Source organism: Kitasatospora sp. NPDC048194 (assembly GCF_043202455.1).
Taxonomy (GTDB): domain Bacteria; phylum Actinomycetota; class Actinomycetes; order Streptomycetales; family Streptomycetaceae; genus Kitasatospora.
On record NZ_JBIDAK010000011.1, the window covers coordinates 161,549 to 186,336 of the forward strand.

A 24,788-nucleotide genomic window follows, 5' to 3' on the forward strand; every position below is an offset into this window, starting at 1 on the left:
GCCCGGCATCAATCAAAAGGTTGAACTCCGTTTCTGCCTTTCGATGCTCAGGAAGCAAACCCCGGCGCGATGCCGCGAGGGGCCCTCACGGCCGATCGTGACGAGGGAAGAAACCCGCCGTTCGAGGAAAGGCCCGCCGTGTTCGTCGCCTGGAGGGACCTGAGGTTCGCCAAGGGGCGGTTCGCCCTGATGGGAACCGTCATCGTGCTGATCACCGTGCTGGTCGGCCTGCTGTCCGGACTCACCGCCGGGCTCGGCCGGCAGAACACCTCCGCGATCACCGGCCTGCCCGCCGACCACCTGGCCTTCGGGAAGCCCGCCGACGGGCAGAAGCTCTCCTTCACCGACTCCCAGGTCGGCCCCGAGCAATGGCAGGGGTGGGCCCACGAGCCCGGTGTCGCCTCCGCCCAGCCGCTCGGCATCACCACCACCAAGGCCACCGCCGGGCAGCGCACCGCCGCGCTCTCCGCCTTCGGCGTCCCGGACGGCTCCGGCCTGGCCCCGCAGGGCGACCGGATCGCCCCCGGCCACGCCGTACTCTCCCGGACCGCCGCCGAGAACCTGGGCGGCCTCGGCCCCGGCGCCGAGCTCACCCTCGCCGGCCACCGGCTGCAGGTCGCCGCCGTCGACGGCGACGCCGCGTACAGCCACACCCCGGTGATCTGGACCAGCCTCACCGACTGGCAGCAGTACGCCCCCAGCGGCGCCGGCCACGCCACCGTCATCGCCCTCGGCACCACCGGGGGCGCCGACCTCGCCGCCGCCGACGGCCGGCACGGCACCGAGACCCGCAGCCGGGACGGCGCCCTGGCCGCGATCGGCTCGTACACCTCGGAGAACGGCTCCCTCCAGCTGATGCGGGGCTTCCTGTTCGCCATCTCGGCGCTGGTGATCGGCGCCTTCTTCACCGTCTGGACGATCCAGCGCAGCGGCGACGTCGCCGTCCTCAAGGCGCTCGGCGCCTCCACCCGCTACCTGCTGCGCGACGCCCTCGGCCAGGCCGTGCTGCTGCTGGTGCTCGGCACGGCGACCGGCACCGCGCTCGCCCTCGGCGCCGGTTCACTGATCGGCTCCGCCGTCCCCTTCGTCCTGGACGCGCCGACCCTGCTGCTGCCCGCCGCCGTGATGATCGCCCTCGGCGCGGTCGGCGCGGCCCTGTCCATCCGCCGGATCACCTCCGTCGACCCGCTGACCGCCCTGGGGAGCGCCCGATGAGCCTGGAACTCGACCGCATCACCCTCACCTACCCGGACGGCGACGGTCGGCTGACCGCCCTGGACGACGTCTCGCTGACCGTCCCCGAGGGCTCGGTCACCGCCGTGGTCGGCCCCTCCGGCTCCGGCAAGTCCAGCCTGCTGGCCGTGGCGGCCACCCTGATCACCCCGGACTCCGGCCGGGTCGTCGTGGACGGCACGGACACCACGGGCCTCGGCCGCGCCGAACTCACCGCACTGCGCCGCACCAGGATCGGCATCGTCTTCCAGCAGGCCAACCTGCTGGCCTCGCTCACCGCCGTGGAACAGCTCCAGGTGATGGCCCACCTCGACGGCCGTTCCCCGCGTTCCGCCCTCCCCCGCGCCCTGGAGCTGCTGGACGCCGTGGGGCTCCGCGATCACGCGCAGCGCCGTCCGCACCAGCTGTCCGGCGGACAGCGCCAACGGATCAACATCGCCCGCGCCCTGATGAACGACCCCACGGTGCTGCTGGTGGACGAACCCACCAGCGCCCTCGACCACGAACGGGGCGCGGCCGTGCTCGACCTGATCACCGAGCTCACCCACCGCCGCGCGACGGCCACCGTGCTGGTCACCCACGACCGCACCCACCTGACGGCCGTCGACCAGGTCGCCGAGGTCCGCGACGGGCGACTGGTGGCGCCGACGGCGGCCCGCGCTACTTCTTGACGGCGAGCACGTCGTCCACCGACAGCGTCACCGACGCCCCGATCGACTCCGGCAGGGTGAAGGACTGCCCCGGGTGGTGGACGGCGTGCACCCGGTACTCGCCGTCCTGCGGGTCGGTCAGCACCATCACCCGCTGGTTCGTCCGATCGACGATGACGTAGACGGGCAGCCCTGCGCCGGCGTAGGCGAACGGCTTCTTCTTCAAGTCGTCGCTGAGGTTGGAGGAGGTCACCTCCAGTACGAGGCGGAACGCCGCCGGGTCGTAGCAGTTGTACTCGATCAGATGGTCGTCGACGTCGGCGTCGACGATCGAAAGGTCGGGGACCGCGTAATCCGAGGGACCGTCCGGCAGCCAGATGCCGATGTTCTGGACGACGTCCACCTCATCGCCGTCAAGGCCCGCCGCGAAGAGCGCGCGCATGAGGCGGCTCAGGGACTTGCCGTGCGAGGCGTTCGGCGGCGGTGTCACGGTGATCTGGCTCCCGACGATCTCGACCCGGTGCCCGGCGAACTGGTGTGAGATCAGTTCGGCGGCCTCGAGCAGCGTGGGCTGCTCCATGGGCTCTTCCACTGCTGCGGCGGACATGGGTTTCCTCCTGGCTGCCGATGTCGAGAGCATCATCGTAGGACTCGGGCGTCCCCCGGGGCCCGATCGTCCGTCCTCACCCGAACCAGTGGTTCCGCGCCTACCGGGCCCGCAGCTGCAGCGCCGGCCGCTCGGGCTCCGTCGCCTCGTCCTGGCCCGCCCACAGCGAGCGGACATGGCTGAGGTGCCGGGTCATGCAGGCCTCGGCGGCCTCCGCGTCACCGGAGATCATCAGGTCCAGCAGCTCCAGGTGCTCCTGGGCCGAGGAGACCAGCTCGCCCTTCTCGTCCAGCCTGGTCAGCCCGTAGAGCCGCGAGCGCTTGCGCAGGTCGCCGACGACGTCGACCAGCCGGGCGTTGCCCGCCAGCCCCAGCAGGTCGAGGTGGAACTGCCGGTCCGCCTCCAGGTAGCCGATCAGGTCGTGCTTGCGGGCGGCCGCGACGATCGCCTCGGCCTGCGGGCGCAGTCGCTCCAGCTGGTCCTTGCCCGCGGTGCGGGTGACCCGGCCGACGGTGGGGACCTCGATCAGGGCGCGGATCTCGGTGTAGTCGTCGAGGTCACGCTCGGTGAGTTCGGTGACCCGGAAGCCCTTGTTGCGGACGGCCTCGACCAGCCCCTCCCGGGCGAGGTCGAGCATGGCCTCGCGGACCGGGGTGGCGGAGACGCCGAAGTCGGCGGCGAGGGCGGGAGCGGAGTAGACGACGCCGGGGCGCAGTTCACCGGAGATCAGGGCGGCCCGGAGCGCGTGGGCGACCTGGTCGCGGAGCCGCTCCTGCACGGAGATCAGGGTGCGGGATTTCAGGTCGGCCATGGTGTTCCTCCGGGTGGGTGCAGAACACCAGCGTACAATGTCACGTTACGTTGAGTGTGCAACAGTCCGGCAACCGAACGTCCCGCCGGGCCCCTCCGAGTCATGGTGGCAGCGGCCGCCGGCCGTGACAACGGCCGGCGGCGTCCGATCCACGAGCTGTCCCGCCCTACGCCCGGCGGAACCGCCCCACCAGTGCGGTCAGGCTCGCCGCGCCGTCACCGGCCTCGACGCCGCGCCGGAACGCCTCCGCGAGGACGGCGGGGAGCGCGCCGTCCACCCCGGAGGCCTCGGCGGTGTGCCGGACGTGCTCGATGCTGGCGAGGGCCATCGTCAGCCGGTCGACGTCTCCGGCGTGGTTCCCGGCCGCGATCCGCGGCGCGTAGAACGCCTGGAAACCCGGCATCGAGGCGGCCGTCGAGGACAGGTAGGGCAGGAACGCCTCGGCCGGGATGCCGTTGGCCTCGGCGATCGCGGTGGCGTGCAGGTAGCCGACCATGGAGGTCCAGAACAGGTCCATCTGGATCTGGTAGTAGAGCTGCGCCAGCCCCGGGTCGTCGCCCCGGTAGTCGGCTCCGGTCAGCACCTCCAGCGCGGCCCGGTGCCGCTGGAACAGCTCGACCGGCCCGCTGTAGAAGGTAGACGACTCCGGGCTGCCGATGCCGGACGGCGGCGTCTGCACCCCGCCGGTCAGGTGCCCGGCCCCGCGCTCGGCGAGCCAGCGCGCCGCCTCGCGGGCCCGCTCGGGGGTGTCCGAGCTGAGGTTGACGATCACCTTCCCGGCCACCACCCGCTCCACCGACTCCAGCACGGCGAACACCGCATCGTAGTCGGTGAGGCTGAGCACCACCAGCTCGTTGGCCGCCACCGCGGCCTCCGCGCTGGGCGCCGACTCGGCTCCCCGGGCGACGAGTTCGTCCGCCCGCGCGGCCGTCCGGTTCCACACCGTGACGGCGTGGCCGGCGTCCAGGAACGCCCCGGCCATGGCCTGCCCCATCGGGCCGAGCCCGATCACCGTCACGGACGCCTTGCCCTGCTGCACCGCGGAAAGCTCGACGGACATACGGATACCCCTCCTCTAGAACGAACGCTCTATCCAGCGCCGGGCGACGACGCTAGCACAGCTCTGGAACGAACGCTCTATTCAGCGCATCGGCTAGGCTGGCCCCGTGAAGACCGCCCAGAGCACCGCCGAGAAGTCCAGCAGCGTCGGCACCCGCGAGCGCATCGTCCGGGCCACCTCACGGCTGCTGCAGCGCCAGGGCTACGAGGGCACCGGGATCAAACAGATCTCCCGCGAGGCCGAGGCCACCCTCGGCTCCGTCTACCACTTCTTCCCGGGCGGGAAGCAGGAGTTGGCGGCCGAGGCGATCCGGCACGGCGACCAGGAGTTCGCCGTGATCCTGCGCGCCGGGCTCGGCTCCTCCGAGGACCTGGCCGAGGCCGTCACCACCTGCACCACGCTGCTCGCCCGCGAACTGCGCGCCTCCGACTGGCAGGACGGCTGCCCCATCACCACCACCGCCCTGGAGACGGTCGGCCGCGCCCCGGTGATCGAGCAGGCGGTGGCCGAGGCCTTCGCCCACTGGCGGGCCATCGTGGAGGAACGCCTGCGCGCCGCCGGCATCGGCGGCGAGGACGCCCGCGAACTGGCCGGCACCGTCATCAACACCCTGGAGGGCGCCGAACTCTCCGCCCAGGTCGCCCGCAGCGAGGACCCGCTGCACACCGCCGGCCGCCACCTGGCCCGACTGCTCGCCACCTACCGCCCGAGCGCGTAGCAGAAGGAGCCGGCGCGGTGGGGGATCCCTTCCCACCGCGCCGGCTCCGGCTCCGACGCCCCGACCCGGCGGTCGGCCGGCCCGCTAGGCTGACCGGCGGCCCGCCGCCCGGTACACCTCCGCCGCCACGGCCAGGTCCTCCCAGGCCATCCCGACGCTCTTGAAGAAGCGCGGCCGCCCGCTCGGCACCAGGGCGTCGCCGCGCACCAGCTCGGCCAGGTTCCACAGCTGGCGGCCGACCACCCCGGCCATCACCAGGTCCCCGGCCTCGCGCCCCGCGACGGCGCGGGCCTCCACGTACAGTTCGGCCCGCCGGACGAGCACGTCGTCCACCTCCCTGGCGTCCGGCTCGTGCGAGCCGACCGCCGCCACGACGGCGTGCTCGGGCACCAGCGCGCCGTCGAACAGCGGCGTGCGCGCGGTGGTGCAGCAGACCACGAGGTCCGCCCGCCCGACCTCCTCGGGCCCGCCGACGGCGGCCGACAGCCCGAGCCCGCGCCCGTACGCCGCCAGCGCCTCGGCCCGCCCGGGATCGCGCGCCACCACCGTCACCCGCCGCAGCGGCCGGACGGCCAGCAGGGCGTCCAGGTGCCCGTACGCCTGCGGGCCGGAGCCGAACACGACCAGGTGTCCGGCCTCCGGCACCGCGAGCCGCGCCAGCGCCGCCGCCGTCACGGCGGGCGTGCGCAGAGCCGTGAGGGCGGCGCCGTCGAGCACCGCCAGCGGCTGCAGGGTCGGCCCGTCCAGCAGCAGGTAGCTGCCGGTGATCCGGGGGAGGCCGCGGGCCGGGTTGCCCGGCGCCACCCCGGCGATCTTCACGCCGGCGTACGGCCCGGCGGCGGCCGGCATCAGCAGCAGTTCCCCGGCCGGCACCGGGACGGCCGACCGGGCGGGTGCCGCCTCGGGGTCGTACCCCTCGAGCAGCACCCGCTCGATCGCCCCCACCGCCCCGGCGGGCCCGACCCCGCCGGTGCCCCGCACGGTGTACTGGAGCGGCTCAGTCACCGCGCCGGGCAGCTCGGGCCGGGCGGACTCCCCACCGGTCACGTCGCCGGCGGTCACAGCAGGAACCCCGTCCCCAGCTCGTCCCCGGGCTCCAGCACGAACCGGTGCTCACCGGTCCGGTAGGCCGTCCCGCCGACCTCGGTGACGACGCCCGCCCCCAGCGGGTCGCCCCCGGCGAGCACCCGCCCGGTGAAGACCGTGCCGACGACCGACTCGTGCCGCAGCTCCTGCCCCGGCGCGATCCGCCCTTCGGCCGCGAGGACGGCGAGCCGGGCGGAGGTGCCGGAGCCGCAGGGCGAGCGGTCGACCTGCCCGTCCGCGAAGACGGTGACGTTGCGCTGGGCCGGTCCCCCGCCCTCCGACGGCAGTTCGTCGTACAGCACCACCCCGTAGACGCCGGACAACCGCCGGTCCGTGGGGTGCGCCACCGCGTCCAGCCCGGCCAGCAGAGCCCTGATCTCCCGCCCCGCGGCGACGAGTTCGGGCAGCAGGCCGGGCTCCACCGAGAGCCCGAGGGCCGCCGCCGGCACCGAGGCGTAGCAGGCCCCGGCGTGTGCCACCGCGACCTCCACCACCCCGCGCGAGGTGGCCACCGGCAGCTTCAGGGCGCTGACCCGGCTGGGCACGTTGCGGAAGGTCACCCCGGTGGTCCGGCCGCCGGTCCGGTGCACCAGGGCGGTGACCCGCCCGGAGGGCACGTCGATCCGCACCTGCGCCACACCGTCGTCGGGAGCCGGGACCAGCCCGGTGTCCACCGCCCAGGCGCCGAGCGCGATGGTGCCGTGTCCGCAGGCCGTCGAGTAGCCGTCCTTGTGCCAGAACAGCACGCCCAGGTGCGCCCCGTCGTCGTCCGGCGGCACCAGGAACCCGCCGTACATCCCGGCGTGCCCGCGCGGCTCCCGGACGAGCAGCTGCCGGACGGCGTCCAGCGCACTGGGCCGGGGCGCGGTGGCGCCGCCGCCCGCGCCGAGCGCGACGGCCCGGCGCTCGGCGACGCTGTCGCCGGGCACGGGCGGCGCGCCGTCCAGCACGATCCGGAACGGCTCGCCGGCCGCGTGGTAGTCGACGGTGCGGACGTCCATCAGGCGCCGCCGCCGGGCAGCACGCTGACCGTCCGGCTCACCGTGTAGAAGTCCAGTGCGGCCCGGCCCTGTTCGCGGTCCCCGTGGCTCGCGCCCTTCGTCCCGCCGAAGGGCAGGTGGAAGTCGACGCCGCTGGACGGCGCGTTGACCCGGATCATGCCCGCGTCCAGCCGGTCGGCGGCGGCCAGCGCCACGTCGAGGCTGCGGGTGTGCACCGAGGTGGCGAGGCTGTGCGGGGTGTCGTTCGCGAGCGCGATCGCCTCGTCCAGGTCGGCCGCCGCGTGCAGCACCGCGACCGGCCCGAAGAACTCCTCGCGCGCCAGCGGGTGTTCGGCGGGCACGTCGGCGAGCAGGGTCGGCTCGAGGTACCAGCCGGTCCGCTCGGGCACCCGCCCACCGGTGAGCACGCTCGCCCCCGCCGCCACGGCGGAGGAGACCGCCTCGGTCACCCGGTCCCGCGCGGCGGCGCTGATCACCGGCCCGCAGACCGCGTCGTCCACCGCCGCCAGCGCCTTGACCAGCGCCTCGCGCAACGGCTCGTGCGCCGCGCCCACCGCGATCACCCGGCTGGTGGCGGTGCACTTCTGCCCGGCGTAGCCGGCGACGGCGGCCGCGATGTGGGCGGCGGCCGACTCGATGTCCGCGTCCGGCAGCACCAACGCGGCGTTCAGGCCGCCGAGTTCGGCCTGCACCGGCACGCCGCGCCCGGTGGCCGCGCGCACCACCGCCCGGCCGACGCCGGTCGATCCGGTGAAGGACACCACGTCCGCCGCGTCGACCAGGGCCGCGCCCTCCTCCGCGCCGCCGGGCAGCACGGTGAACACGTCGGCGGGCAGCCCGGCCAGCTCCGCCAGCCGCAGCGCGCAGGCCGTCGCTTCCGGCGCAGGCTTCAGGACGGCGGTGTTGCCGACCGCCAGGGCCGGCGCGGCCTTCCAACTGGGGATCGCCAGCGGGAAGTTCCACGGCGCGATCAGCCCGGCCACCCCGTACGGGCGGCGCCGGGTGAGCAGCAGCCCGGGCCCGGCGGCGGTCTCGTGCACCGCCCCGGATGGGTCGTACGGCGCCTGCGCGTAGTACCGCCAGATCGCGGCCGTGCGGGCGACCTCGCCGCGCGCCTCGGCGAGCGGCTTGCCCACCTCGCGCACGATCAGCGCGGCCAGTTCCTCCGCGTTCGCCTCGACCGCCTCGGCGATCCGCCCCAGCGCGGCCGACCGGGCGCCCGCCCCGGCGCCGAGCCAGCCGGGCTGTGCGGCCCGGGCGCGCCCGACGGCGGCCCGCACGGCCTCGGCACCGGGGGCCTCGACGGCCACCACCAGGTCGTCCGGATCGGCGGGGTTGTACGAGGAGACGGTCACGACTACCAGCCCTTCAGTGCGAGTTCACGTGCGAGGTGGGTCAGAGCAGGAAGCCCGCCGGGAACGGGTCCTCCGGGTCGAGGAAGTACTGGGCGGTGCCGGTGATCCAGGCCCGCCCGGTGACGGTGGGCACCACGGCGGGCCGCCCGGCCACCTCGGTCTCCTCGACCAGCCGCCCGGTGAAGGTCGTCCCGATGAAGGAGTCGTTGCGGAAGTCGCGCCCCAGCGGCAGTTCGCCGCGCGCGTGCAGCTGTGCCATCCGCGCCGAGGTGCCGGTGCCGCAGGGCGAGCGGTCGAACCAGCCGGGGTGGATGGCCATCGCGTGCCGGGAGTGCTCGGCGGTGGAGCCGGGGGCGAGCAGCTGGACGTGGTGGCAGCCGTGGATGGACGGGTCCTCCGGGTGCACCGGCCGGTCGGGGCCGGCGTTGACGGCGGCCATCAGCGCGAGGCCGGCCTCGAGGATGTCCTGCTTGCGCCCGCGTTCGAAGGGCAGTCCGAACTCGGCGAGCGGCAGGATGGCGTAGAAGTTGCCGCCGTACGCGAGGTCGTAGCCGATCGTGCCGTACCCGGGCACCTCGATCTTGCGGTCCAGCGCCACCGCGTAGGAGGCCACGTTGCGGATGGTCACCGCCTTGGCGGCGCCGTTCTCGACCCGCACCTCGGCGACGACCAGCCCCGCGGGCGTGTCCAGCCGCACGGTGGTGACCGGCTCGACCACCGGCACCATCCCGGTCTCGACCAGGACGGTGGCCACCCCGATGGTGCCGTGCCCGCACATCGGCAGCAGTCCCGAGACCTCGATGTAGAGCACCCCGAAGTCGGCGTCCGGCCTGGTCGGCGGCTGGAGGACGGCGCCGCTCATCGCGGCGTGCCCGCGCGGTTCGTACATCAGCAGCGTCCGGAAGTGGTCCAGGTGCTGCTGGAAGTGCACCCGGCGCTCGGCCATGGTGGCCCCGGGGATGACACCGAAACCGCCGGTGATCACCCGGGTCGGCATGCCCTCGGTGTGCGAGTCGACGGCGTGGAACACGTGACGGCTGCGCATGGCAGACAACTCCCGTGGAGTGAGGGTTGGGGGCCGGCTGCCGCCGCAGCCGGCCGGACGGCCGGGCGCTCGAAGGTCAGGCGAGTCCCTCGGCGAGCGCCTTCTCGGTGGCCGCGCGCACGGCGGCCTCGGTCTCCGGCGGCAGCGGCCGGCGCGGCGCCCGGACGGGGCCGCCGGGGCGGCCGGCGAGGTCCATGGACAGCTTGATGGCCTGGACGAACTCGGTCTTGGAGTCCCACCGCAGCAGCGGGTGCAGCGACTTGTAGAGCGGGAGCGCCGTGCCGAGGTCGTGCTGGACGGCCGCGTCGTAGAGCGCGACCGAGGCCTCCGGCAGGGCGTTGGGGTAGCCGGCGATCCAGCCGACCGCGCCGGCCAGCGCCAGCTCCAGCAGCACGTCGTCGGCGCCGATCAGCAGGTCCAGCCCGGGGGCCAGCTCGGCCAGCTCGTACGCCCGGCGGACGTCCCCGCTGAACTCCTTGACCGCCACGATCGACCCCTCGGCGTGCAGCCGGGCCAGCAGCGCGGGCACCAGGTCGACCTTGGTGTCGATCGGGTTGTTGTAGGCAACGATCGGCAGCCCGGCCTTGGCGACCTCCGCGTAGTGCGCGCTCACCGAGTCGTCGTCGGCCCGGTAGGCGTTCGGGGGCAACAGCAGGACGGAGCCCGCTCCGGCCTCGGCGGCCTGCTCGGCCCAGCGGCGGGACTCGGCGCTGCCGTACGCGGCGACCCCGGGCATCACCCGGGAGCCGTCGCCGGCCGCCTCGACCGCGACCTCGACGACGCGGACGCGCTCCTCGGCGGTGAGCGTCTGGTACTCGCCCAGCGAGCCGTTGGGGACGACGCCGTCGCAGCCGGAGTCGATCAGCCAGCGGACGTGCTCGGCGTAGGCGTCGTAGTCGACGGAGAGGTCCGGGCGCAGCGGGATCGTGGTGGCGACCATGATGCCGCGCCAGGGGCGGGTGGTGTCACGGGGGGTGATGGACACGTTGGACTCCTTGGTGAGGTGTGACATTTTATAAGCGGGGACGGGTTCGGGACAAGAGCCCTCCACCCGCGTGTTCCACGGTCGACCGGCCCCGGCCGGCACCCCTGCCGCCGGGGCGGCCGACCGGCCGGCTATCCGCCCGAGGCCCGCACCGGCCCGTCAGCCGGCTCCGGACCGGCCCCCGCCGCCAGCTGGGACAGCGGCACCGGGCAGGCCAGCGGCCGCCGGTCGGGCCCCGACCCCGCGCCGCCGGACAGCCGGGCCACCGCCGGGCCGCACATCCGCCCCTGGCACCAGCCCATCCCCGCCCGGGTGAGCAGCTTGACGGTCCGGGGGTCGCCCGCGCCCAGTTCCTCCACGGCCTCCCGGATCCGCGCCGCCGGCACCTCCTCGCACCGGCACACGTCGGTGTCCGGCCGCAGCCACCCCGTCCAGCCGGCCCCCGGCCGGTGGGCACCCGCCATCAGCTCCGCGAAGGCCCGCAGCCGCGCCCGGCGGCGCAGCAGCCCGGGCTTCGGCGCCGCCCCGGCGACCGCGTACGCGGCCAGCTCCCCCTCGACCAGCGCGAGGTCCGCGCCGCCGACCCCGTTGGTCTCCCCCGCGGACCACAGGCCCGGCACGGAGGTGCGCAGCCCGTCGTCCACCCGCAGGGCGACCGCCCCGTCCGGCCCGGTCAGGGTGTCGGCGCCCAGCTCGGTGGCCAGGTCGATCTGCGGCAGCAGCCCGTGCCCGACGGCCAGGGCGTCGCAGTCGATCCGCCGCTCGGTGCCGGGCCGCGGCCGCCAGTCGGCGTCCAGCCGGGCCACCGTGACCCCGGTGACCCGTTCCGTCCCGTGCACCTCCACGACGGCGCTGCGCCGGCGCAGCCGGACCCGGTGGCGCAGCAGCGCCGTGCCGTGCCCGGCGCCCTCGACCAGCTTGCCGGGGACGGCCGCCAGCACGCCCGGGCGGCGGGCGTACCCGAGGTAGTCGCCCGCCTCGACCACGGCCGGGACCTGCGCCCCGGCGCTGACCAGCGAGGAGGCCGCGGCGAGCAGCAGCGGGCCGCTGCCGGCCACCACGATCCGCCGCCCGGGCAGCACCAGCCCGGCCTTGAGCATCGCCTGGGCTCCGCCGGCGGTGACCACCCCGGGCAGGGTCCAGCCCGGGAAGGGCAGCTGCCGCTCGTACGCCCCGGTGGCGAGCAGCACCGACCGGGCCCGGAGGGTGGCCCGGTCGGCGGCCCCCGGCCCGCGGCTGACGTGCACCGCGAAGCCCTCGCCGGTGCGCTCCAGCGCCCAGACCTGGTGGCCGCCCCGGAACTCGGCCCGCTCGGCGGCGGCCTCGAGCCGCCCGGCGAGCGCGGTGTAGGCCGACCACCGGTGGTGCAGCCGGTCCGGACGGGCGGCGCCCAGGCCTGGCGCCGGGTGCCGGTAGTACTGCCCGCCGGTGGCCGGTCCGCCGTCCAGCAGGACGCCGCGCAGCCCGAGGTCGGCGCCGGTGACGGCGGCGGCCAGCCCGGCCGGGCCGGCCCCGACCACCGCGAGGTCGTACAGCGGGTCAGACTGCGAGGTCGGCACGGCCGTGGCCCTCCTGGGTGGTGACGACGGTGCCCGGCTCGGCGGGCACCAGGCAGGTGCGCTGGTTGGGCCGGCCGTCGACGGTGGCCAGGCAGTCGAAGCAGGCGCCGATCCCGCAGAACGCCCCGCGCGGCCGCCCGCCGACCCGCGTGGTGCGCCAGGCCAGCACGCCGTCGGCCCAGAGCGCGGCGGCGATCGACTGCCCGGGCAGGGCGGGGACGGGCCGCCCGTCGAACTCGATGTGATGGACGGGCCCCGGCCGGGCCTCGACCAGGGCGGCGGGGGTGCGACGACGCATCACGGCTCCTCCGAGGAATCTGGTGCGCCCGGGAACCGGTCCGCACGGAACGGCGCGAGGTCCAGCTCCGGCCGTTTCCCGGTCAGCTGCTCGCTGATCAGCAGCCCGGTGGCCGGGGCCAGCCCGATCCCGGCCCCCTCGTGCCCGCAGGCGTGGTAGAGCCCCGGCACCCGGGGATCCGCCCCGACGGCGGGCAGGTGGTCCGGCAGGTACGGGCGGAAGCCCCGGTAGACGCGCATCACGGCGACGTCCGCGAGCACCGGGAACAGCGCGGCGGCCTGCCCGGCGAGGCGGCGCAGCACCTCCTGGGAGAGGGTGCGGTCGAAGCCGACGCGCTCCCGGCTGGCGCCGATCAGCACCGGCCCGCCGGGCGTGCCCTCGACCACGGCGGAGGTCTGCAGTTCGGCCGAGCCGCTGGCGACGTCGGCGACGTAGTCGGCGGCGTACACCTTGTGCCGCACGATCCGCGGCAGCGGCTCGGTGACCAGCACGAAGCCGCGCCGGGGCAGCACCGGCAGGTGCACTCCGGCCAGCGCGGCCAGTTCGCCGCCCCAGGTGCCGGCCGCGTTGACCACCGCCGGGGCGAGCAGCCGGCGCCGGTCGGTCCGCACGCCGCGCACCGCGCCGTCCGGGCCGCGGTCCAGCGCCGTCACGTTCTCCCCGGTGATCAGCTCGGCGCCCATCCGGCGCGCCTCGCGCAGCAGGTGGGCGGCGGCCAGGGCGGGCTGGACCTGGGCGTCCTGCGGGTAGTGGAAGCCCCCGGCGAGCCCGGGGGCGAGGTGGGGCTCCAGTTCGCGCAGCCGCTCGGCCGGCACCTCCTCGGCGGCCACCCCGGCCGCGGCCTGCCCGGCGGCGAAGGCGCGCAGCGCCTGCTGCCCGGCCGCCGTCGAGGCGACCACCACTCCGCCCTTGGGCTCGTACTCGACGGCCGGGCCGAGGTCCTCGGCGAGCCGGCGCCACAGCCGGCTGCTGAGCAGCGCGAGGTCGAGCTCGGGGCCGGGCTCCTTGTCGGAGACGAGCACGTTGCCCTCGCCCGCCCCGGTGGTGCCGCCGGCCACCGGCCCGCGGTCGACGACGGCGACGGCGAGCCCGGCGAGGGCGGCGTAGTAGGCGCAGGCGGCGCCGACGACTCCGGCGCCGACCACGACGGCGTCCAGGGGAGGTCTCCGGGTGTTCAGCACGCCAGTAATATGTCACATGCCATCCACTCTGCCAAGAGCACGCAAAGCCCTCGCTACGTAAAGGTCGCGGAAGCCCCCGGCGGGCGAAGCCCTCAGCAGCCGCCCGGCGGGCGAAGCCCCCGTACGCGGAAAGCCCCGGCCCACCACGGAAGCGGCGGACCGGGGCTCAGAGGCCCGTCGGCTCAGGTGATGTCGTCCATCTGCTCGTGCCGCGCGGCCGGGACCGGAGCCGCACCGGCCGTCGGCGCCGCCGAGGCGGTCACCGACTCGGCGCCCTCGACCTCCTGCACCGAGAGGTCCAGGTGCGAGGCCTCCTCGTCGTCCAGGTCGGCGTCCGGGTTGTTGCGCCGCTTGCGCCGGTCGTTGAGCAGCGCGACGGCCACCGCCAGGAAGTACAGCGCCCAGATCGGGGCCGACAGCAGCAGCATGCTGACCGGGTCGGCGCCCGGGGTGGCGAACGCGGCGAACACCGTGATCGCCATGACCATCCCGCGCCACCAGCTGAGCAGCCGCCTGCCGGTCACGATGCCGACCATGTTGAGCATCACCAGCAGCAGCGGGAACTCGAAGGCGAAGCCGAAGACCAGCACCATCCGGGTGGCGATGTCGAAGTAGTCCTCGGGCGGCAGGATCGGCACCGTCTCGCTCGGGGTGAACGAGATCAGCATCTCGACCATGGTCGGCATCACCATGATGGCGCAGGCCACACCCGCCAGGAACAGCGGGGCACCGCAGGCCATGAAGACGATCGCGTACTTCTTCTCGTGCTTGTGCAGGCCCGGAGCCACGAAGGCCCACACCTGGTACAGCCAGACCGGGACGGCCGCCACCACGCCCGCGGTCAGCGCGACCTTCAGCATCCAGTTGAAGCCGGCGGTGAGGCCGATGTTGGACACCTGGGCGCAGCGCCCGTGGTAGTCCCCCGAGTTCGCCCGGTCGCACTGGGGCAGCGGCTGGAGCAGGAAGTGCTCGATCTGCTTGTGGTAGACCGCCGCGACGGCGGCGAACAGCACGATCGCCAGGACCGACTTGACCACGCGGTTGCGCAGTTCCCGCAGGTGGTCGGCTAGGGCCATCCGCCCCTCAGGATCCTTGGGCGCCTTCTGCGACACCTTGGAGAGCTTGCTCAACCCCGGTCCTCAACTCGTGCGTCGAGGCCCGCCGGTCGACGGGCCTCCCTGGTCGCGTGCAGCGCGCGGCTCAGCTGCGCCGCCCGCCCCGCGTCCCTCCCGCGGGCCGCGCGCGTCGCGTGCGTCGCGTGGGTCACAGGCATTCCGTGCGCCGCGCTCAGTGCGGCCGGTCGCCGTCGGGCCCGGCCACCGGACGGGCCGTGGCCGACGCCCCGGGGGCCGCCTGGATGGTCCTGGCCGACGACCGCGCCGGACCGTCGACCGGCGGCGCCGCCGCCGGCACCTTCGCGCCCGACTCTCCGTCCGAGCGCATCGCCTTCGCCTCGCTCTTCAGGATCCGCATCGACTGCCCCAGCGAACGCGCCAGCTCGGGGAGCCTCTTGGCACCGAACAGCACGATGGCGAGAACCACGATCACCACGATCCCGGTCATCGAGATGCGCACGCGCGACCACCTTCACTCACGGCGGGCCGACGGGCCGCCCGCCACGGATGGTAACCGCTGCGGATGACGCCCCGACGACGGCCGCCCGAACAGGACAGCGGCCCCCGGTTCGCAGTTCAGGAGCCACCTGAGAGCGTAACCCGCCCTCACCTCCGCGCAGCAGCCCCCGTACCGCCGACGGCCCCGGGCGGGCTCCGCCCGGGCTACCGGCCGGGCACCGCCGAGGCCAGGTCCCCCGCCGCCTCGGCCAGCGCCCGCGAGGCCGCGTCGACCCCCTTGGCCAGCGCCCGCACGTCCGCCCAGAGCCGGATCGCGAGGATCCCGAGGACCAGTAGGCCCGCGGTGGCGAGCAGGACGGCGGCGACGAGCATCCAGGACATGCGGCCCACCCTACCGCCGGCTGGCGGTCACCCCTCCGCGGGGACGAGCCGCATGGTGCGGACCCCCGCCCCGGTGAGCGCCTCGACGATCTTCTCGCCGGCCGGCTTGCGCACCGCCGCCCCGCAGAGCGGGCAGCCGAAGCTGTAGTGCGCCTGGGCCGGCGTCCGTCCGAGGGTGAGCCGGAACTCCTCCGCCGGGAGTTCCACCTTCTCCCGGCACTGCGAGCAGTACACCTTGAATCTGGTCCCGGGCTCCACCGCTCAGACCTGCCCCTCCCCGTAGGCGGCCAGCGCCGCCCGCGCGGCCGAGCGCGCCTGCTCGGTCAGCTCGGGCGGCGAGACGATCCGGCCGTCCCGGCCCAGCCGCAGCGCCAGCGGGCGCAGCTGGGAGGGGTCGGCACTGCGCAGGGTGATCCGCAGCCCGCCGTCGGGCAGTTCCTCGGCACGGTCGTGGGTGTAGTACTCGGCCACCCAGCGCCCGCCGGAGGAGACCTGCACCACCACCTCGGGGTCGTCCGCCGCCGGGTTGACCAGCCCGCCGCTCAGGTCGCGCGGCTCGCGCCGGGGCGGGTCGGCCGGGACGTCCAGGACGCGGATCTCGGCGACCCGGTCCAGCCGGAACATCCGGTGGTCCTCGGAGGTGCGGCACCACGCCTCGAGGTAGGTGTGGCCCTCGGTGAGCAGCCGGATCGGATCGACCTCGCGCTCGGTCATCCCGCCGCGCCCGTGCGAGTAGTAGCGCAGCCAGAGCCGGCGGCCCTCGCTGAGCGCGCGGTCGATGTCGGCGAAGACGTGGCTCTCCGCCTCGAAGGTCACCCCGACCCGGGCGCTGCCCTCGGCGCTCTCCCCCGCGGCGTTCTCGATCTTGGCGACCGCCCGGGTGAGCGCCTCCCGGTCCCCGGCCCGCAGGCCCGGCAGTCCGGCCACCGCGCGGGCGGCCACCAGCAGCGCGGTGGCCTCGTCGGCGGCCAGCCGCAGCGGCTGGGCCACGTCGTCCACGTTGTGCCACCAGATCCGCTCGCCGTCGGTGTCGATGTCGAGCAGGTCGCCGCCGCGGAAGCTGGTGCCGCACATCGGCAGCACGTTGAGGTCCCCGATCAGCTCGCGCTCGCTGATCCCGAAGGCCCGGGCCACCTCGGCGACCTCGGCCCCCGGCCGCTCGCGCAGGTAGGTGACCAGCGACAGCATCCGTCGCGTCTGGTCGATCGCATTGCTCATGCCCGTACGTCCTCCGAGTCCAGCCCAGCGACCGCCCGCAGCCGGTCGACCACATCCGCCCGCAGCTCCTCCGGCCCGAGCACCAGCACGTCCGGCCCGAACTCCGCGAGGTCGGCGCCCAGCCCGTTGCCGTACGGGATCTCCAGCTCGTCCCAGCCCTCGTCCACCCGCGTGCAGCTCAGCGCCTTGGTGCGCAGCGGGAAGCCCGCGCCGCGGCGGACCCGGACGGTGGCGGTGGCGGTGGCGCCCTCGCCGGCGAACTTGGCCACGGTGGCCCGGACGTCCACGTGCTCGGGCACCGTCCCGAGGAAGGCCCCGGCCTTGGCCTTCACCTTGCCGGTGATCCGGCTGAGCCGGAACACGCGGGCGTCGCCGCGGTCCCGGTCGTACCCGGCCAGGTACCAGTGGCCGCGCCAGCACTCCAGTGCCCACGGCTCGACGCTGCGCTGCTCGACGGCGGCGGCCCCGGCCTTGCGGTACTCGAAGGTGACCGGGCGGCGGTCCCGGGCGGCGGTGAGCAGCGGCTCGAACGCGGCCTCCCGGGCCGGGATGCGCGGCTCCAGGGCGGTGCGGCCCTCGGCCTCGCCGAACGGCACCCCCGCGGCGCGCAGCTTCTGCAGCGCGCCGCTGGCCGCGCCGGACATCTTGGCCTGCTGCCAGACCCGGGCGGCCAGGGTCAGCGCGGCGGCCTCCTCGGCGTCCAGCGCGATCTCCGGCAGCCGGTTGCGGTCGGCGCGGGCCAGGTAGCCGAGCTCCCCGTCCAGGGCGCTCTCGTCGACGTCGATCACCAGGCCGAGCTCGCGCAGGTCGTCCTTGTCCCGCTCGAACATCCGGTTGAAGGCGTCCTCGCTGCTGTTCTGCCAGGCCTCGCGGTACGCCTCGATGGATTCCCGCAGCTCCTTCTTGGAGAGCGGCCGTCTGGTGTTCATCAGGCACAGGGCGAGATTCATCAGCCGCTCTGCCTTGGCGATCGCCATCGCTGACCCTTCCGGTGTGCCGCGCCGCGCGCGGGGTGCGCCAACCGGGCGATCCCCGCCCGGCGGGACCGACCGTACCGGTAGCGGTACGCACTGCAAAAGCCGCGTCCCACGCCTGGTCGTCCCCGCGCGCCCACCGGGCCCGGAGACGGCCTCGGGCCGGGCCCCGGAGGGGTCCGGCCCGAGGGTGGAGCAGGCTCAGACGCCCAGCAGGTCGACCACGAAGATCAGGGTCGAGTGCGGCGGGATGGCCTGGGTCGGCGACTGGGCACCGTAGGCGAGGTGCGAGGGGATGGTCAGCTCGCGGCGGCCGCCGACCTTCATGCCGACGACACCCTGGTCCCAGCCCTTGATGACGCGGCCGGCGCCCAGCGGGAAGCGGAACTCGTTGGGGCTCCGGTTCCAGCTGGCGTCGAACTCCTCGCCCGTCTCGAAGGTCACGCCGACGTAGCGCACGGTGACGACCTGGCCCGGCTTGGCCTCGGCGCCGTCGCCCACCACGAGGTCGCGGATCTGCAGCTCCGTCGGGGCGTCGCCGACCGGGAAGTCGATCTCGGGCTTCTCGTTGAGGTTGACGCTCACAGTTCCTCTTCTCACGTTCGCAATTTCCCTACACGACCAAGCGGCGGGCGCCCGCATCGCGGTCCGTTCCGGACCACGGTACGGGCGCCCGCCGCCCGTGGGGCACCGGCCACGCGGCCGCACCCCGAGGTCACACGTCGACCATTGTCACCCGAAAGTGGATCAGCCCTGACCGGCGTCGAGGATGTCGACCACGAACACCAGGGTCGCGCCGGGCGGGATGTCGCCCTGGCCCTTGTCCCCGTAGCCCAGCGAGGCCGGGATCACCAGCTCGACCCGGCTGCCGACGGTCTGGCCCACCAGGCCCTGGTCCCAGCCCTGGATGACCTGGCCGCCACCGACCGGGAAGGAGAACGCCTGGCCCTTGCTGAGCGAGGAGTCGAAGACCTTGCCGTCCTTGAACAGCGCACCGGTGTACTGGACGACGACCTTCTCGCCCTTCTCCACCGCCGGCCCGCTGCCCTTGATCAGGACGTGGGTCTTCAGCTCGGTCGGGTCCTTGGCCCCGGCCACCGGCGTGATGTCGGCCGGCTTCTTGCCGTTGTCCTTGACCTGCGGGAAGTCCGCCGGCGGCGGGGTGACGGTACCGCTCACCACGGCGTCGGGCGCGTTGGTGTTGCGGATGTCGATCACGAAGATCAGGTCGTCCTTGGCGCCGATCGACATGTCCGGCTTGCCCTGCGCGCCGAAGGCGGCGGCCGGCGGGGCCACCACCAGCAGCCGGCTGCCGGCCTTCTTCCCCACCACGGCCTGGTCCAGCGCCGGGATCAGCGAGTCGGTGCCGGCCTGGAAGATCTGCGGCTTGCCCTTGTCGTCGTACGAGCTCGGGATGTCCTTGCCGGTGTTCCAGTCCTTGGCGGTGTAGTCCACCGAGGTCCAGGAGTTCTTCTCGACCTTGGCGCCGCTGCCCTCGGACAGCACCTTCACCACGAAGGAGCCGTCGGACTTGTCGCCCGGCACCTGGATGTCGGCCTTCTTGCCGAAGTCACCGGCGACGGTCGGCAGCACCTTGGCGCTGTCCTTGATCGGCGGCACCGGTTCGGCGCTCGGCGTGGGCGGCGCGGTCGTGGCCGCGTCCGGCTTGGCGGCCGAGGTGCTGTCCTTGGAGTCGTCCTTGTTCACCATGTACAGCGTGACGCCGCTGCCGACCAGCAGGACGGCGAGCACCGTGCCGAGGATCACGCCGAGCTTGCCCACGCCCGGCGGGTTCTCGTCGTACCCGGCCTCGGAGGTCTCGGCCTTGCGCACGCTGCTGGCGAAGATCTGCGGGGCGTCGTCCGACGAGCTGCCGCCCGCGACGCGCGGCTTCTCGCCGGGCTGCACCCAGCCCGCCTGGTGCGCCAGGATCGACGGGGGGACGACGATCGATTCGCGATCCCCCGCGACCGGCCCGCCGGGACGAGAGGCGGCCGGGTCACCCGCAGAGCTGTCGTTCGCCGCGGTGCCGGCCCCGCCCGGGCTCGGCGTCTTCTCAGTCATGACTCCCCATCCATCTCGCCACGAGGTCTTCCAGGTCTGCGCCCGGCGTGGTGACCGCCGGCCTGCCGCCGCACCGCCCGCCCGGACCTCGGCGCCGGGCGGCGCCTGCCACAGTGCGAGGGGCAGTATGACAGCTCAGGATGAGGGCGGACGCTTCGTTGTACGAGCGTCCGCCCAAGCGTACGGAATCCTCCGGGTCACTTCCTAGCGCGTGCCCGACAATTCCCGCCGGGCGTCCGGCGCGTACCGTCGGACGGACCCCGGAGCGCCCGCTGGACCGCTGGACCGCTGGACCGCTGGACCGCTGGACCGCCGAACGGCTAGACCGCCTCCAGGATGTCGATCACGAACACCAGCGTGGAGTTCGCCGGCACCGCCCCCTGCGGCTGGTCCTTGTAGCCGAGCGCCGGCGGGACCACCAGCAGCACCCTGCTGCCCACGTTCTGCCCGACCAGGCCCTTGTCCCAGCCCTCGATCACGCTCCCGGTGCCGATCTGCACCGCCTGCGCGCCTCCGTGCGACCAGGAGGCGTCGAACTGCTGCCCGTTGCTCCACAGCACGCCGGTGTACTGGACGATCAGGGTCTGCCCGCTCTTGACCTGCTTGCCCTCGCCCTTGATCAGCACCGCCTGCTGGAGCTCGGCGGGCGCGGCCTGCCCCTCCGGGATGGTGATCGTCACCGGCGCCTTGCCGTTGTCCTTGACCTGCGGCAGCGTCGCGGGGGGCTCGGTCATGGTGCCGGTCAGGGTGGAGTCCGGCGGCAGGCTCTCCATGATGTCCAGCACGAACACCACGGTGTCCCCCGGGCCCACGCCGAGCTGGCCGGAGCCCTTGTCCGCGAAGGCCGCCGCCGGCGGGGCCACCACCAGCAGCCGGCTGCCCACCTTCTTGCCGATCACGCTCTGGTCCAGCGCCGGCACCAACTGCCCGCTGCCGGCCTGGTAGAGCTGCGGCTTGCCGTTCTGGTCGTACGAGCTGGCCAGGTCCTTGCCGGTGCTCCAGTCCTTCGCCGTGTAGTTGACGGTCACCCAGTCGCCCTTGTTGACCGTCGACCGCTCGCCGTCGACCACCGTGTTCACCACGAACTGGCCGCTCGGCTGCCCCTCGGGCAGGTTGATGGTGGGTTTGCTGCCGAAACCGCCACCCGACACCGTGGGCATCGGCGAGGCCTCGCTGACGGGCGAGGGCACCGTCGGAGCGGCGGTCGCGGCGGACGGCGTCGCCTGGCCGGCCGGCTTGGACGAACTGCTGCAGGCGACCGCGAACAGCAGCGGCAGGGCGAGAAGCAAACCGGCGGTGCGGCGCACGGTGGTCCTAACTGTCGATCGAAGTCGGCTCTCCTGACTCGACGGACAGCGTATGCCGAGCATGCGTCCGGCCCCGGTAGACACCACCGGGGCCGGACGGCGCGTGATCACGGCGCCCCGATCACGGGCCCTACATCCCCGCGATGAGCTTCTCCACCCGCTCGTCGACCGAGCGGAACGGGTCCTTGCACAGCACCGTGCGCTGCGCCTGGTCGTTCAGCTTCAGGTGCACCCAGTCCACCGTGAAGTCCCGGCGCTGCTCCTGCGCCCGCCGGATGAAGTCCCCGCGCAGCCGGGCCCGGGTGGTCTGCGGCGGGATCGACTTGGCCTCGAAGGTCTTGAGGTCGGTCGTCACCCGCTGCGCCTGGCCCTTGCCCTGGAGCAGGTAGAACAGGCCGCGGCGGCGGTGGATGTCGTGGTAGGCGAGGTCGATCTGGGCGACCCGCGGGTTGGACATGCTCATCTGGTGCTTCTCGCGGTAGCGCTCGATGAGCTTGTACTTCATGATCCAGTCGATCTCGGTGGCCACGCCGTCCAGCTGCTCGGTGCGCACGGCCTCCAGGGTGCGGCCCCACAGGTCGAGCACCCGGGCGACGGTGCCGGTGTTGATGCCCTTGCGGTCGGCGAACTCCAGGGCCTTGGAGTAGTACTCCTCCTGGATGTCCAGCGCGCTGGCCTCCCGGCCGTTGGCCAGGCGCACCTGGTGGGTGCCGGTGAGGTCGTGGCTGACCTCGCGGATCGCCCGGATCGGGTTCTCCAGGGTGAGGTCGCGCATCACCACGCCCGCCTCGATCAGCCGCAGCACCAGGTCCGTGGCGCCGACCTTGAGCAGCGTGGTGGTCTCGGACATGTTGGAGTCGCCGACGATCACGTGCAGCCGGCGGTAGCGTTCGGCGTCCGCGTGCGGCTCGTCCCGGGTGTTGATGATCGGACGGGAGCGGGTGGTCGCCGAGCTGACGCCCTCCCAGATGTGCTCGGCCCGCTGGCTGACGCAGTACACCGCCCCGCGCGGGGTCTGCAGCACCTTGCCGGCGCCGCAGATGAGCTGCCGGGTCACCAGGAACGGGATGAGCACGTCGGCCAGCCGGGAGAACTCGCCGTGCCGTGCCACCAGGTAGTTCTCGTGGCAGCCGTAGGAGTTGCCGGCCGAGTCGGTGTTGTTCTTGAAGAGGTAGACGTCCCCCGCGATGCCCTCCTCGTGGAGCCGCCGCTCGGCGTCCACCAGGAGCCCTTCGAGGATGCGCTCGCCGGCCTTGTCGTGCGTCACCAGCTCGACCACGTCGTCGCACTCGGGGGTGGCGTACTCGGGGTGGGAGCCGACGTCGAGGTAGAGGCGGGCGCCGTTGCGCAGGAAGACGTTGCTGCTGCGGCCCCAGGAGACGACCCGGCGGAACAGGTACCGCGCCACCTCGTCCGGCGACAGCCGCCGCTGCCCGCGGAACGTGCAGGTCACGCCGTACTCGTTCTCCAGCCCGAAAATCCGGCGGTCCATGAGCACTCCATTCTGGTCGGAGCTGTCCGAAACCGCCTCCACGACGACTGGGCCGCCGCAGGGGCACCGGAGTCCCGTACGACGGCGGTCCGGCCGCCGTACGGGACTCCGCAGGCACTGCTACTCCGGCGTGGTGTCCGCCGGGTTCTCCTCGTCGTCCGCCTCGGCGGACTGGTCGCCGTCGAGCAGCCGGCTGAGCTGGTTGCCGAGGATCCGCTTGAACTTGCGCTGCTGGAACCGCTGGCGGTCGAGGACCGCGACCTCCAGTTGTTCCGGGGTGAGGGTGCGCGGGCTGCCGCCGTTGGGGTCGCGGGCGAGCGAGTCCACGGCCACCTTGACGGCCTCGGTCAGGCTCAGGCCGGCGCGGTGGCGCTGGCCCAGGTAGTTGCCGATCGAGTCGGCGTTGCCGCCGACCACCACGTAGTTCTTCTCGTCGACGACCGAGCCGTCCGGGGTGAGCCGGTAGATCTGGTCGTGGTCGGCGGTGCGGCCCACCTCGGCCACGATCAGCTCGACCTCGTACGGCTTCTCCCCGACCGAGGAGAAGATGGTGCCCAGGGTCTGGGCGTACACGTTGGCCAGCCCCCGGGCGGTGACGTCGGCCCGGTCGTAGGAGTAGCCGCGCAGGTCGGCGTAGCGGACGCCGCCGATGCGCAGGTTCTCGAACTCGTTGTAGCGGCCGACCGCCGCGAAGGCGATCTTGTCGTAGATCTCGGAGACCTTGTGGAGCGCTCGGGAGGTGTTCTCCGCGACGAAGACGATGCCGTCGGCGTAGGTGAGCACGACCACGCTGCGGCCGCGCGCGATGCCCTTGCGGGCGTACTCCGCGCGGTCCGCCATGGCCTGCTGGGGCGAGACGTAGAACGGTGTCGACACCGGCGGTCGTCCCTTTCCTGTGAGGTGATGGCTAGATCAGCGGGGCCTGCGGACCGTTCGGGCGGGTCAGGCGCTCGTCGGTGATGGCGACGGCGACCTGGGTGACCTCCGCCTCGGTGAGGCGGCGGAAGCCGTCCTCGGTGATCAGCGAGACGATCGGGAAGATCTTCCGGGCGAGGTCCGGGCCGCCGGTCGCGGAGTCGTCGTCCGCGGCGTCGTAGAGCGCCTGGACGACCAGGGTGACGGCCTGGTCGGCGGTGAGGTCGTCGCGGTAGAGCTTCTTCATCGAGCCGCGGGCGAACACCGAGCCCGAGCCGGTGGCGGCGAATCCGCGTTCCTCGGAGCGGCCGCCGGTGACGTCGTAGTTGAAGATCCGGCCACGGCCGAGCTCCAGGTCGTAACCGGCGAAGATCGGCACGACCGCCAGGCCCTGCATCGCCATGCCCAGGTTGCCCCGGATCATGGTGGTCAGCCGGTTGGCCTTGCCCTCCAGGGAAAGCGTGGTGCCCTCGATCTTCTCGTAGTGCTCCAGCTCCAGCTGGAACAACCGGACCATCTCGACCGCGAGGCCCGCGGTGCCGGCGATGCCGACCGCGCTGTACTCGTCGGCCGGGAAGACCTTCTCTATGTCGCGCTGGGCGATGACGTTGCCCATGGTCGCCCGGCGGTCACCCGCGATCACCACGCCGCCGTCGAAGACCGCGGCCACGATCGTGGTCCCGTGCGGGGCCTCGACCGCGGCTCCCTCGGGCAGCCCCCGGTGGCTGGGGACCAGCTCCGGCTTGTGCTCGGCGAGGAAGTCGAGGAACGACGAGGACCCCGGGGTCAGGAAGGCAGCCGGTAGACGCCCGGTGCCACGAGTGTTGGCTTCCACACGATTCCTTCCAGGTAGCTTGAAGCGCGCAATGCCCGCACCCTACCCGCCGACGATCACTGTCCACGCGTGGAGGGGCCGGTGCCGGGGGGCCGGGCGGCCGACGCCGCCCGACCGCCCGGGACGGTCGCGACCGTGAAATTGCCGATTACCGGGGAAGGGCTATTGCCCGCCCTTCTGGACGAATCCCCGCACGAAATCCTCGGCGTTGGATTCGAGGACCTCGTCGATTTCGTCCAGTACCGCGTCGACGTCGTCGCTCAGCTTTTCCTGGCGCTCCTTGAGGTCGTCGGAATCCTGAGTTTCCGCGACCTCCTCCGAGACCTCCTCGGAGGAGCGGTTTGCCCGCTGCTGGCCGCCACCGGTGTCCTTGCTCGCCATTTCCCTCACCCCGCTCGATTCGTCTGGCACGGTTTGGTCGGTCGGTCGTTGCCCGTTG

At 73.7% G+C, this 24,788-nt stretch carries 27 protein-coding genes; 3 read left to right on the plus strand and 24 right to left on the minus strand.

Annotated features, from left to right (window positions below; translation table 11 throughout):
* Window positions 1-138: 138 nt before the first annotated feature.
* The gene (locus ACGF07_RS16380) at window positions 139-1,215 is read left to right on the plus strand and encodes an ABC transporter permease (protein ID WP_392899216.1); all 1,077 of its coding nucleotides are present in this window, start codon (window positions 139-141) and stop codon (window positions 1,213-1,215) included.
* Window positions 1,212-1,904, plus strand: coding sequence for an ABC transporter ATP-binding protein (locus ACGF07_RS16385; protein WP_350738646.1), 693 nt, complete (start codon window positions 1,212-1,214; stop codon window positions 1,902-1,904). The genes ACGF07_RS16380 and ACGF07_RS16385 overlap by 4 nt, the downstream gene beginning before the upstream one ends.
* Here the strand turns inward: ACGF07_RS16385 and ACGF07_RS16390 are convergent.
* From ACGF07_RS16390 to ACGF07_RS16400, 3 genes are all read right to left on the minus strand, one after another.
* On the minus strand, window positions 1,894-2,490 hold the full coding sequence (locus ACGF07_RS16390) for a Uma2 family endonuclease (RefSeq protein ID WP_392899219.1): 597 nt from the start codon (window positions 2,488-2,490) through the stop codon (window positions 1,894-1,896). The genes ACGF07_RS16385 and ACGF07_RS16390 overlap by 11 nt on opposite strands.
* A gap of 100 nt (window positions 2,491-2,590) precedes the next feature.
* Window positions 2,591-3,301 carry a GntR family transcriptional regulator gene (locus ACGF07_RS16395; RefSeq protein ID WP_350738642.1) on the minus strand — a complete coding sequence of 237 codons (711 nt, stop codon included), beginning with the start codon at window positions 3,299-3,301 and terminating at the stop codon, window positions 2,591-2,593.
* 166 nt (window positions 3,302-3,467) lie between these two features.
* A complete protein-coding gene (locus ACGF07_RS16400; RefSeq protein WP_392899222.1) occupies window positions 3,468-4,361 on the minus strand; it encodes an NAD(P)-dependent oxidoreductase in 894 nt (297 codons plus the stop codon).
* 106 nt (window positions 4,362-4,467) lie between these two features.
* Here ACGF07_RS16400 and ACGF07_RS16405 point away from each other — a divergent pair, with 106 nt between their 5' ends.
* Window positions 4,468-5,079 (plus strand): TetR/AcrR family transcriptional regulator, encoded by a 612-nt coding sequence (locus ACGF07_RS16405; RefSeq protein ID WP_350738636.1) that lies wholly within the window; start codon window positions 4,468-4,470, stop codon window positions 5,077-5,079.
* Window positions 5,080-5,163: 84 nt separating this feature from the next.
* On the opposite strand, the gene ACGF07_RS16410 is transcribed toward ACGF07_RS16405, so the two are convergent.
* The 21 genes from ACGF07_RS16410 to ACGF07_RS16510 all read right to left on the minus strand — a co-directional run bounded on the left by ACGF07_RS16410 (window position 5,164) and on the right by ACGF07_RS16510 (window position 24,730).
* Window positions 5,164-6,141 carry an ornithine cyclodeaminase family protein gene (locus ACGF07_RS16410; protein ID WP_392899224.1) on the minus strand — a complete coding sequence of 326 codons (978 nt, stop codon included), beginning with the start codon at window positions 6,139-6,141 and terminating at the stop codon, window positions 5,164-5,166.
* On the minus strand, window positions 6,138-7,166 hold the full coding sequence (locus tag ACGF07_RS16415) for a proline racemase family protein (protein WP_350738633.1): 1,029 nt from the start codon (window positions 7,164-7,166) through the stop codon (window positions 6,138-6,140). Before ACGF07_RS16415 ends, ACGF07_RS16410 begins: the two co-directional genes overlap by 4 nt.
* Window positions 7,166-8,521 (minus strand): aldehyde dehydrogenase family protein, encoded by a 1,356-nt coding sequence (locus ACGF07_RS16420; RefSeq protein ID WP_392899227.1) that lies wholly within the window; start codon window positions 8,519-8,521, stop codon window positions 7,166-7,168. Before ACGF07_RS16420 ends, ACGF07_RS16415 begins: the two co-directional genes overlap by 1 nt.
* A gap of 40 nt (window positions 8,522-8,561) precedes the next feature.
* Window positions 8,562-9,566, minus strand: coding sequence for a proline racemase family protein (locus tag ACGF07_RS16425; protein WP_350738628.1), 1,005 nt, complete (start codon window positions 9,564-9,566; stop codon window positions 8,562-8,564).
* A 76-nt stretch (window positions 9,567-9,642) separates the two neighbouring features.
* On the minus strand, window positions 9,643-10,506 hold the full coding sequence (locus ACGF07_RS16430) for a dihydrodipicolinate synthase family protein (protein ID WP_392899318.1): 864 nt from the start codon (window positions 10,504-10,506) through the stop codon (window positions 9,643-9,645).
* A gap of 176 nt (window positions 10,507-10,682) precedes the next feature.
* On the minus strand, window positions 10,683-12,110 hold the full coding sequence (locus ACGF07_RS16435) for an FAD-dependent oxidoreductase (RefSeq protein ID WP_392899230.1): 1,428 nt from the start codon (window positions 12,108-12,110) through the stop codon (window positions 10,683-10,685).
* Complete coding sequence (locus ACGF07_RS16440) at window positions 12,091-12,408, minus strand: (2Fe-2S)-binding protein (RefSeq protein WP_350738620.1); 318 nt, start codon at window positions 12,406-12,408, stop codon at window positions 12,091-12,093. Before ACGF07_RS16440 ends, ACGF07_RS16435 begins: the two co-directional genes overlap by 20 nt.
* Window positions 12,408-13,586 carry an NAD(P)/FAD-dependent oxidoreductase gene (locus ACGF07_RS16445; RefSeq protein WP_392899320.1) on the minus strand — a complete coding sequence of 393 codons (1,179 nt, stop codon included), beginning with the start codon at window positions 13,584-13,586 and terminating at the stop codon, window positions 12,408-12,410. Before ACGF07_RS16445 ends, ACGF07_RS16440 begins: the two co-directional genes overlap by 1 nt.
* A 185-nt stretch (window positions 13,587-13,771) precedes the next feature.
* The gene (gene tatC / locus ACGF07_RS16450) at window positions 13,772-14,665 is read right to left on the minus strand and encodes a twin-arginine translocase subunit TatC (protein ID WP_392899323.1); all 894 of its coding nucleotides are present in this window, start codon (window positions 14,663-14,665) and stop codon (window positions 13,772-13,774) included.
* Window positions 14,666-14,876: 211 nt separating this feature from the next.
* Window positions 14,877-15,152, minus strand: coding sequence for a Sec-independent protein translocase subunit TatA (tatA, locus tag ACGF07_RS16455; protein ID WP_350738677.1), 276 nt, complete (start codon window positions 15,150-15,152; stop codon window positions 14,877-14,879).
* A gap of 215 nt (window positions 15,153-15,367) precedes the next feature.
* Entirely contained in the window at window positions 15,368-15,544 is a 177-nt protein-coding gene (locus ACGF07_RS16460; RefSeq protein WP_350738614.1) for a hypothetical protein, read from the minus strand.
* Window positions 15,545-15,571: 27 nt separating this feature from the next.
* Window positions 15,572-15,802, minus strand: a complete 231-nt coding sequence (locus ACGF07_RS16465; RefSeq protein ID WP_350738612.1) for a hypothetical protein — start codon at window positions 15,800-15,802, stop codon at window positions 15,572-15,574.
* Between the two features lie 3 nt (window positions 15,803-15,805).
* Window positions 15,806-16,762 carry a helix-turn-helix transcriptional regulator gene (locus tag ACGF07_RS16470; protein ID WP_392899234.1) on the minus strand — a complete coding sequence of 319 codons (957 nt, stop codon included), beginning with the start codon at window positions 16,760-16,762 and terminating at the stop codon, window positions 15,806-15,808.
* Window positions 16,759-17,739 carry a helix-turn-helix transcriptional regulator gene (locus ACGF07_RS16475; RefSeq protein ID WP_392899236.1) on the minus strand — a complete coding sequence of 327 codons (981 nt, stop codon included), beginning with the start codon at window positions 17,737-17,739 and terminating at the stop codon, window positions 16,759-16,761. Before ACGF07_RS16475 ends, ACGF07_RS16470 begins: the two co-directional genes overlap by 4 nt.
* Window positions 17,740-17,937: 198 nt before the next feature.
* The gene (locus tag ACGF07_RS16480) at window positions 17,938-18,336 is read right to left on the minus strand and encodes an FKBP-type peptidyl-prolyl cis-trans isomerase (RefSeq protein ID WP_392899239.1); all 399 of its coding nucleotides are present in this window, start codon (window positions 18,334-18,336) and stop codon (window positions 17,938-17,940) included.
* Between the two features lie 147 nt (window positions 18,337-18,483).
* Entirely contained in the window at window positions 18,484-19,800 is a 1,317-nt protein-coding gene (locus ACGF07_RS16485) for an FKBP-type peptidyl-prolyl cis-trans isomerase (RefSeq protein ID WP_392899242.1), read from the minus strand.
* 320 nt (window positions 19,801-20,120) lie between these two features.
* Window positions 20,121-21,107 (minus strand): FKBP-type peptidyl-prolyl cis-trans isomerase, encoded by a 987-nt coding sequence (locus ACGF07_RS16490; RefSeq protein WP_350738598.1) that lies wholly within the window; start codon window positions 21,105-21,107, stop codon window positions 20,121-20,123.
* Between the two features lie 130 nt (window positions 21,108-21,237).
* The gene (gene pafA, locus ACGF07_RS16495) at window positions 21,238-22,599 is read right to left on the minus strand and encodes a Pup--protein ligase (RefSeq protein WP_350738595.1); all 1,362 of its coding nucleotides are present in this window, start codon (window positions 22,597-22,599) and stop codon (window positions 21,238-21,240) included.
* A gap of 120 nt (window positions 22,600-22,719) precedes the next feature.
* Window positions 22,720-23,475, minus strand: a complete 756-nt coding sequence (gene prcA / locus ACGF07_RS16500; protein WP_350738592.1) for a proteasome subunit alpha — start codon at window positions 23,473-23,475, stop codon at window positions 22,720-22,722.
* A 31-nt stretch (window positions 23,476-23,506) separates the two neighbouring features.
* Entirely contained in the window at window positions 23,507-24,349 is an 843-nt protein-coding gene (gene prcB / locus ACGF07_RS16505) for a proteasome subunit beta (RefSeq protein WP_350738589.1), read from the minus strand.
* 162 nt (window positions 24,350-24,511) lie between these two features.
* Window positions 24,512-24,730, minus strand: coding sequence for a ubiquitin-like protein Pup (locus tag ACGF07_RS16510; protein ID WP_350738587.1), 219 nt, complete (start codon window positions 24,728-24,730; stop codon window positions 24,512-24,514).
* Window positions 24,731-24,788 lie beyond the last annotated feature (58 nt).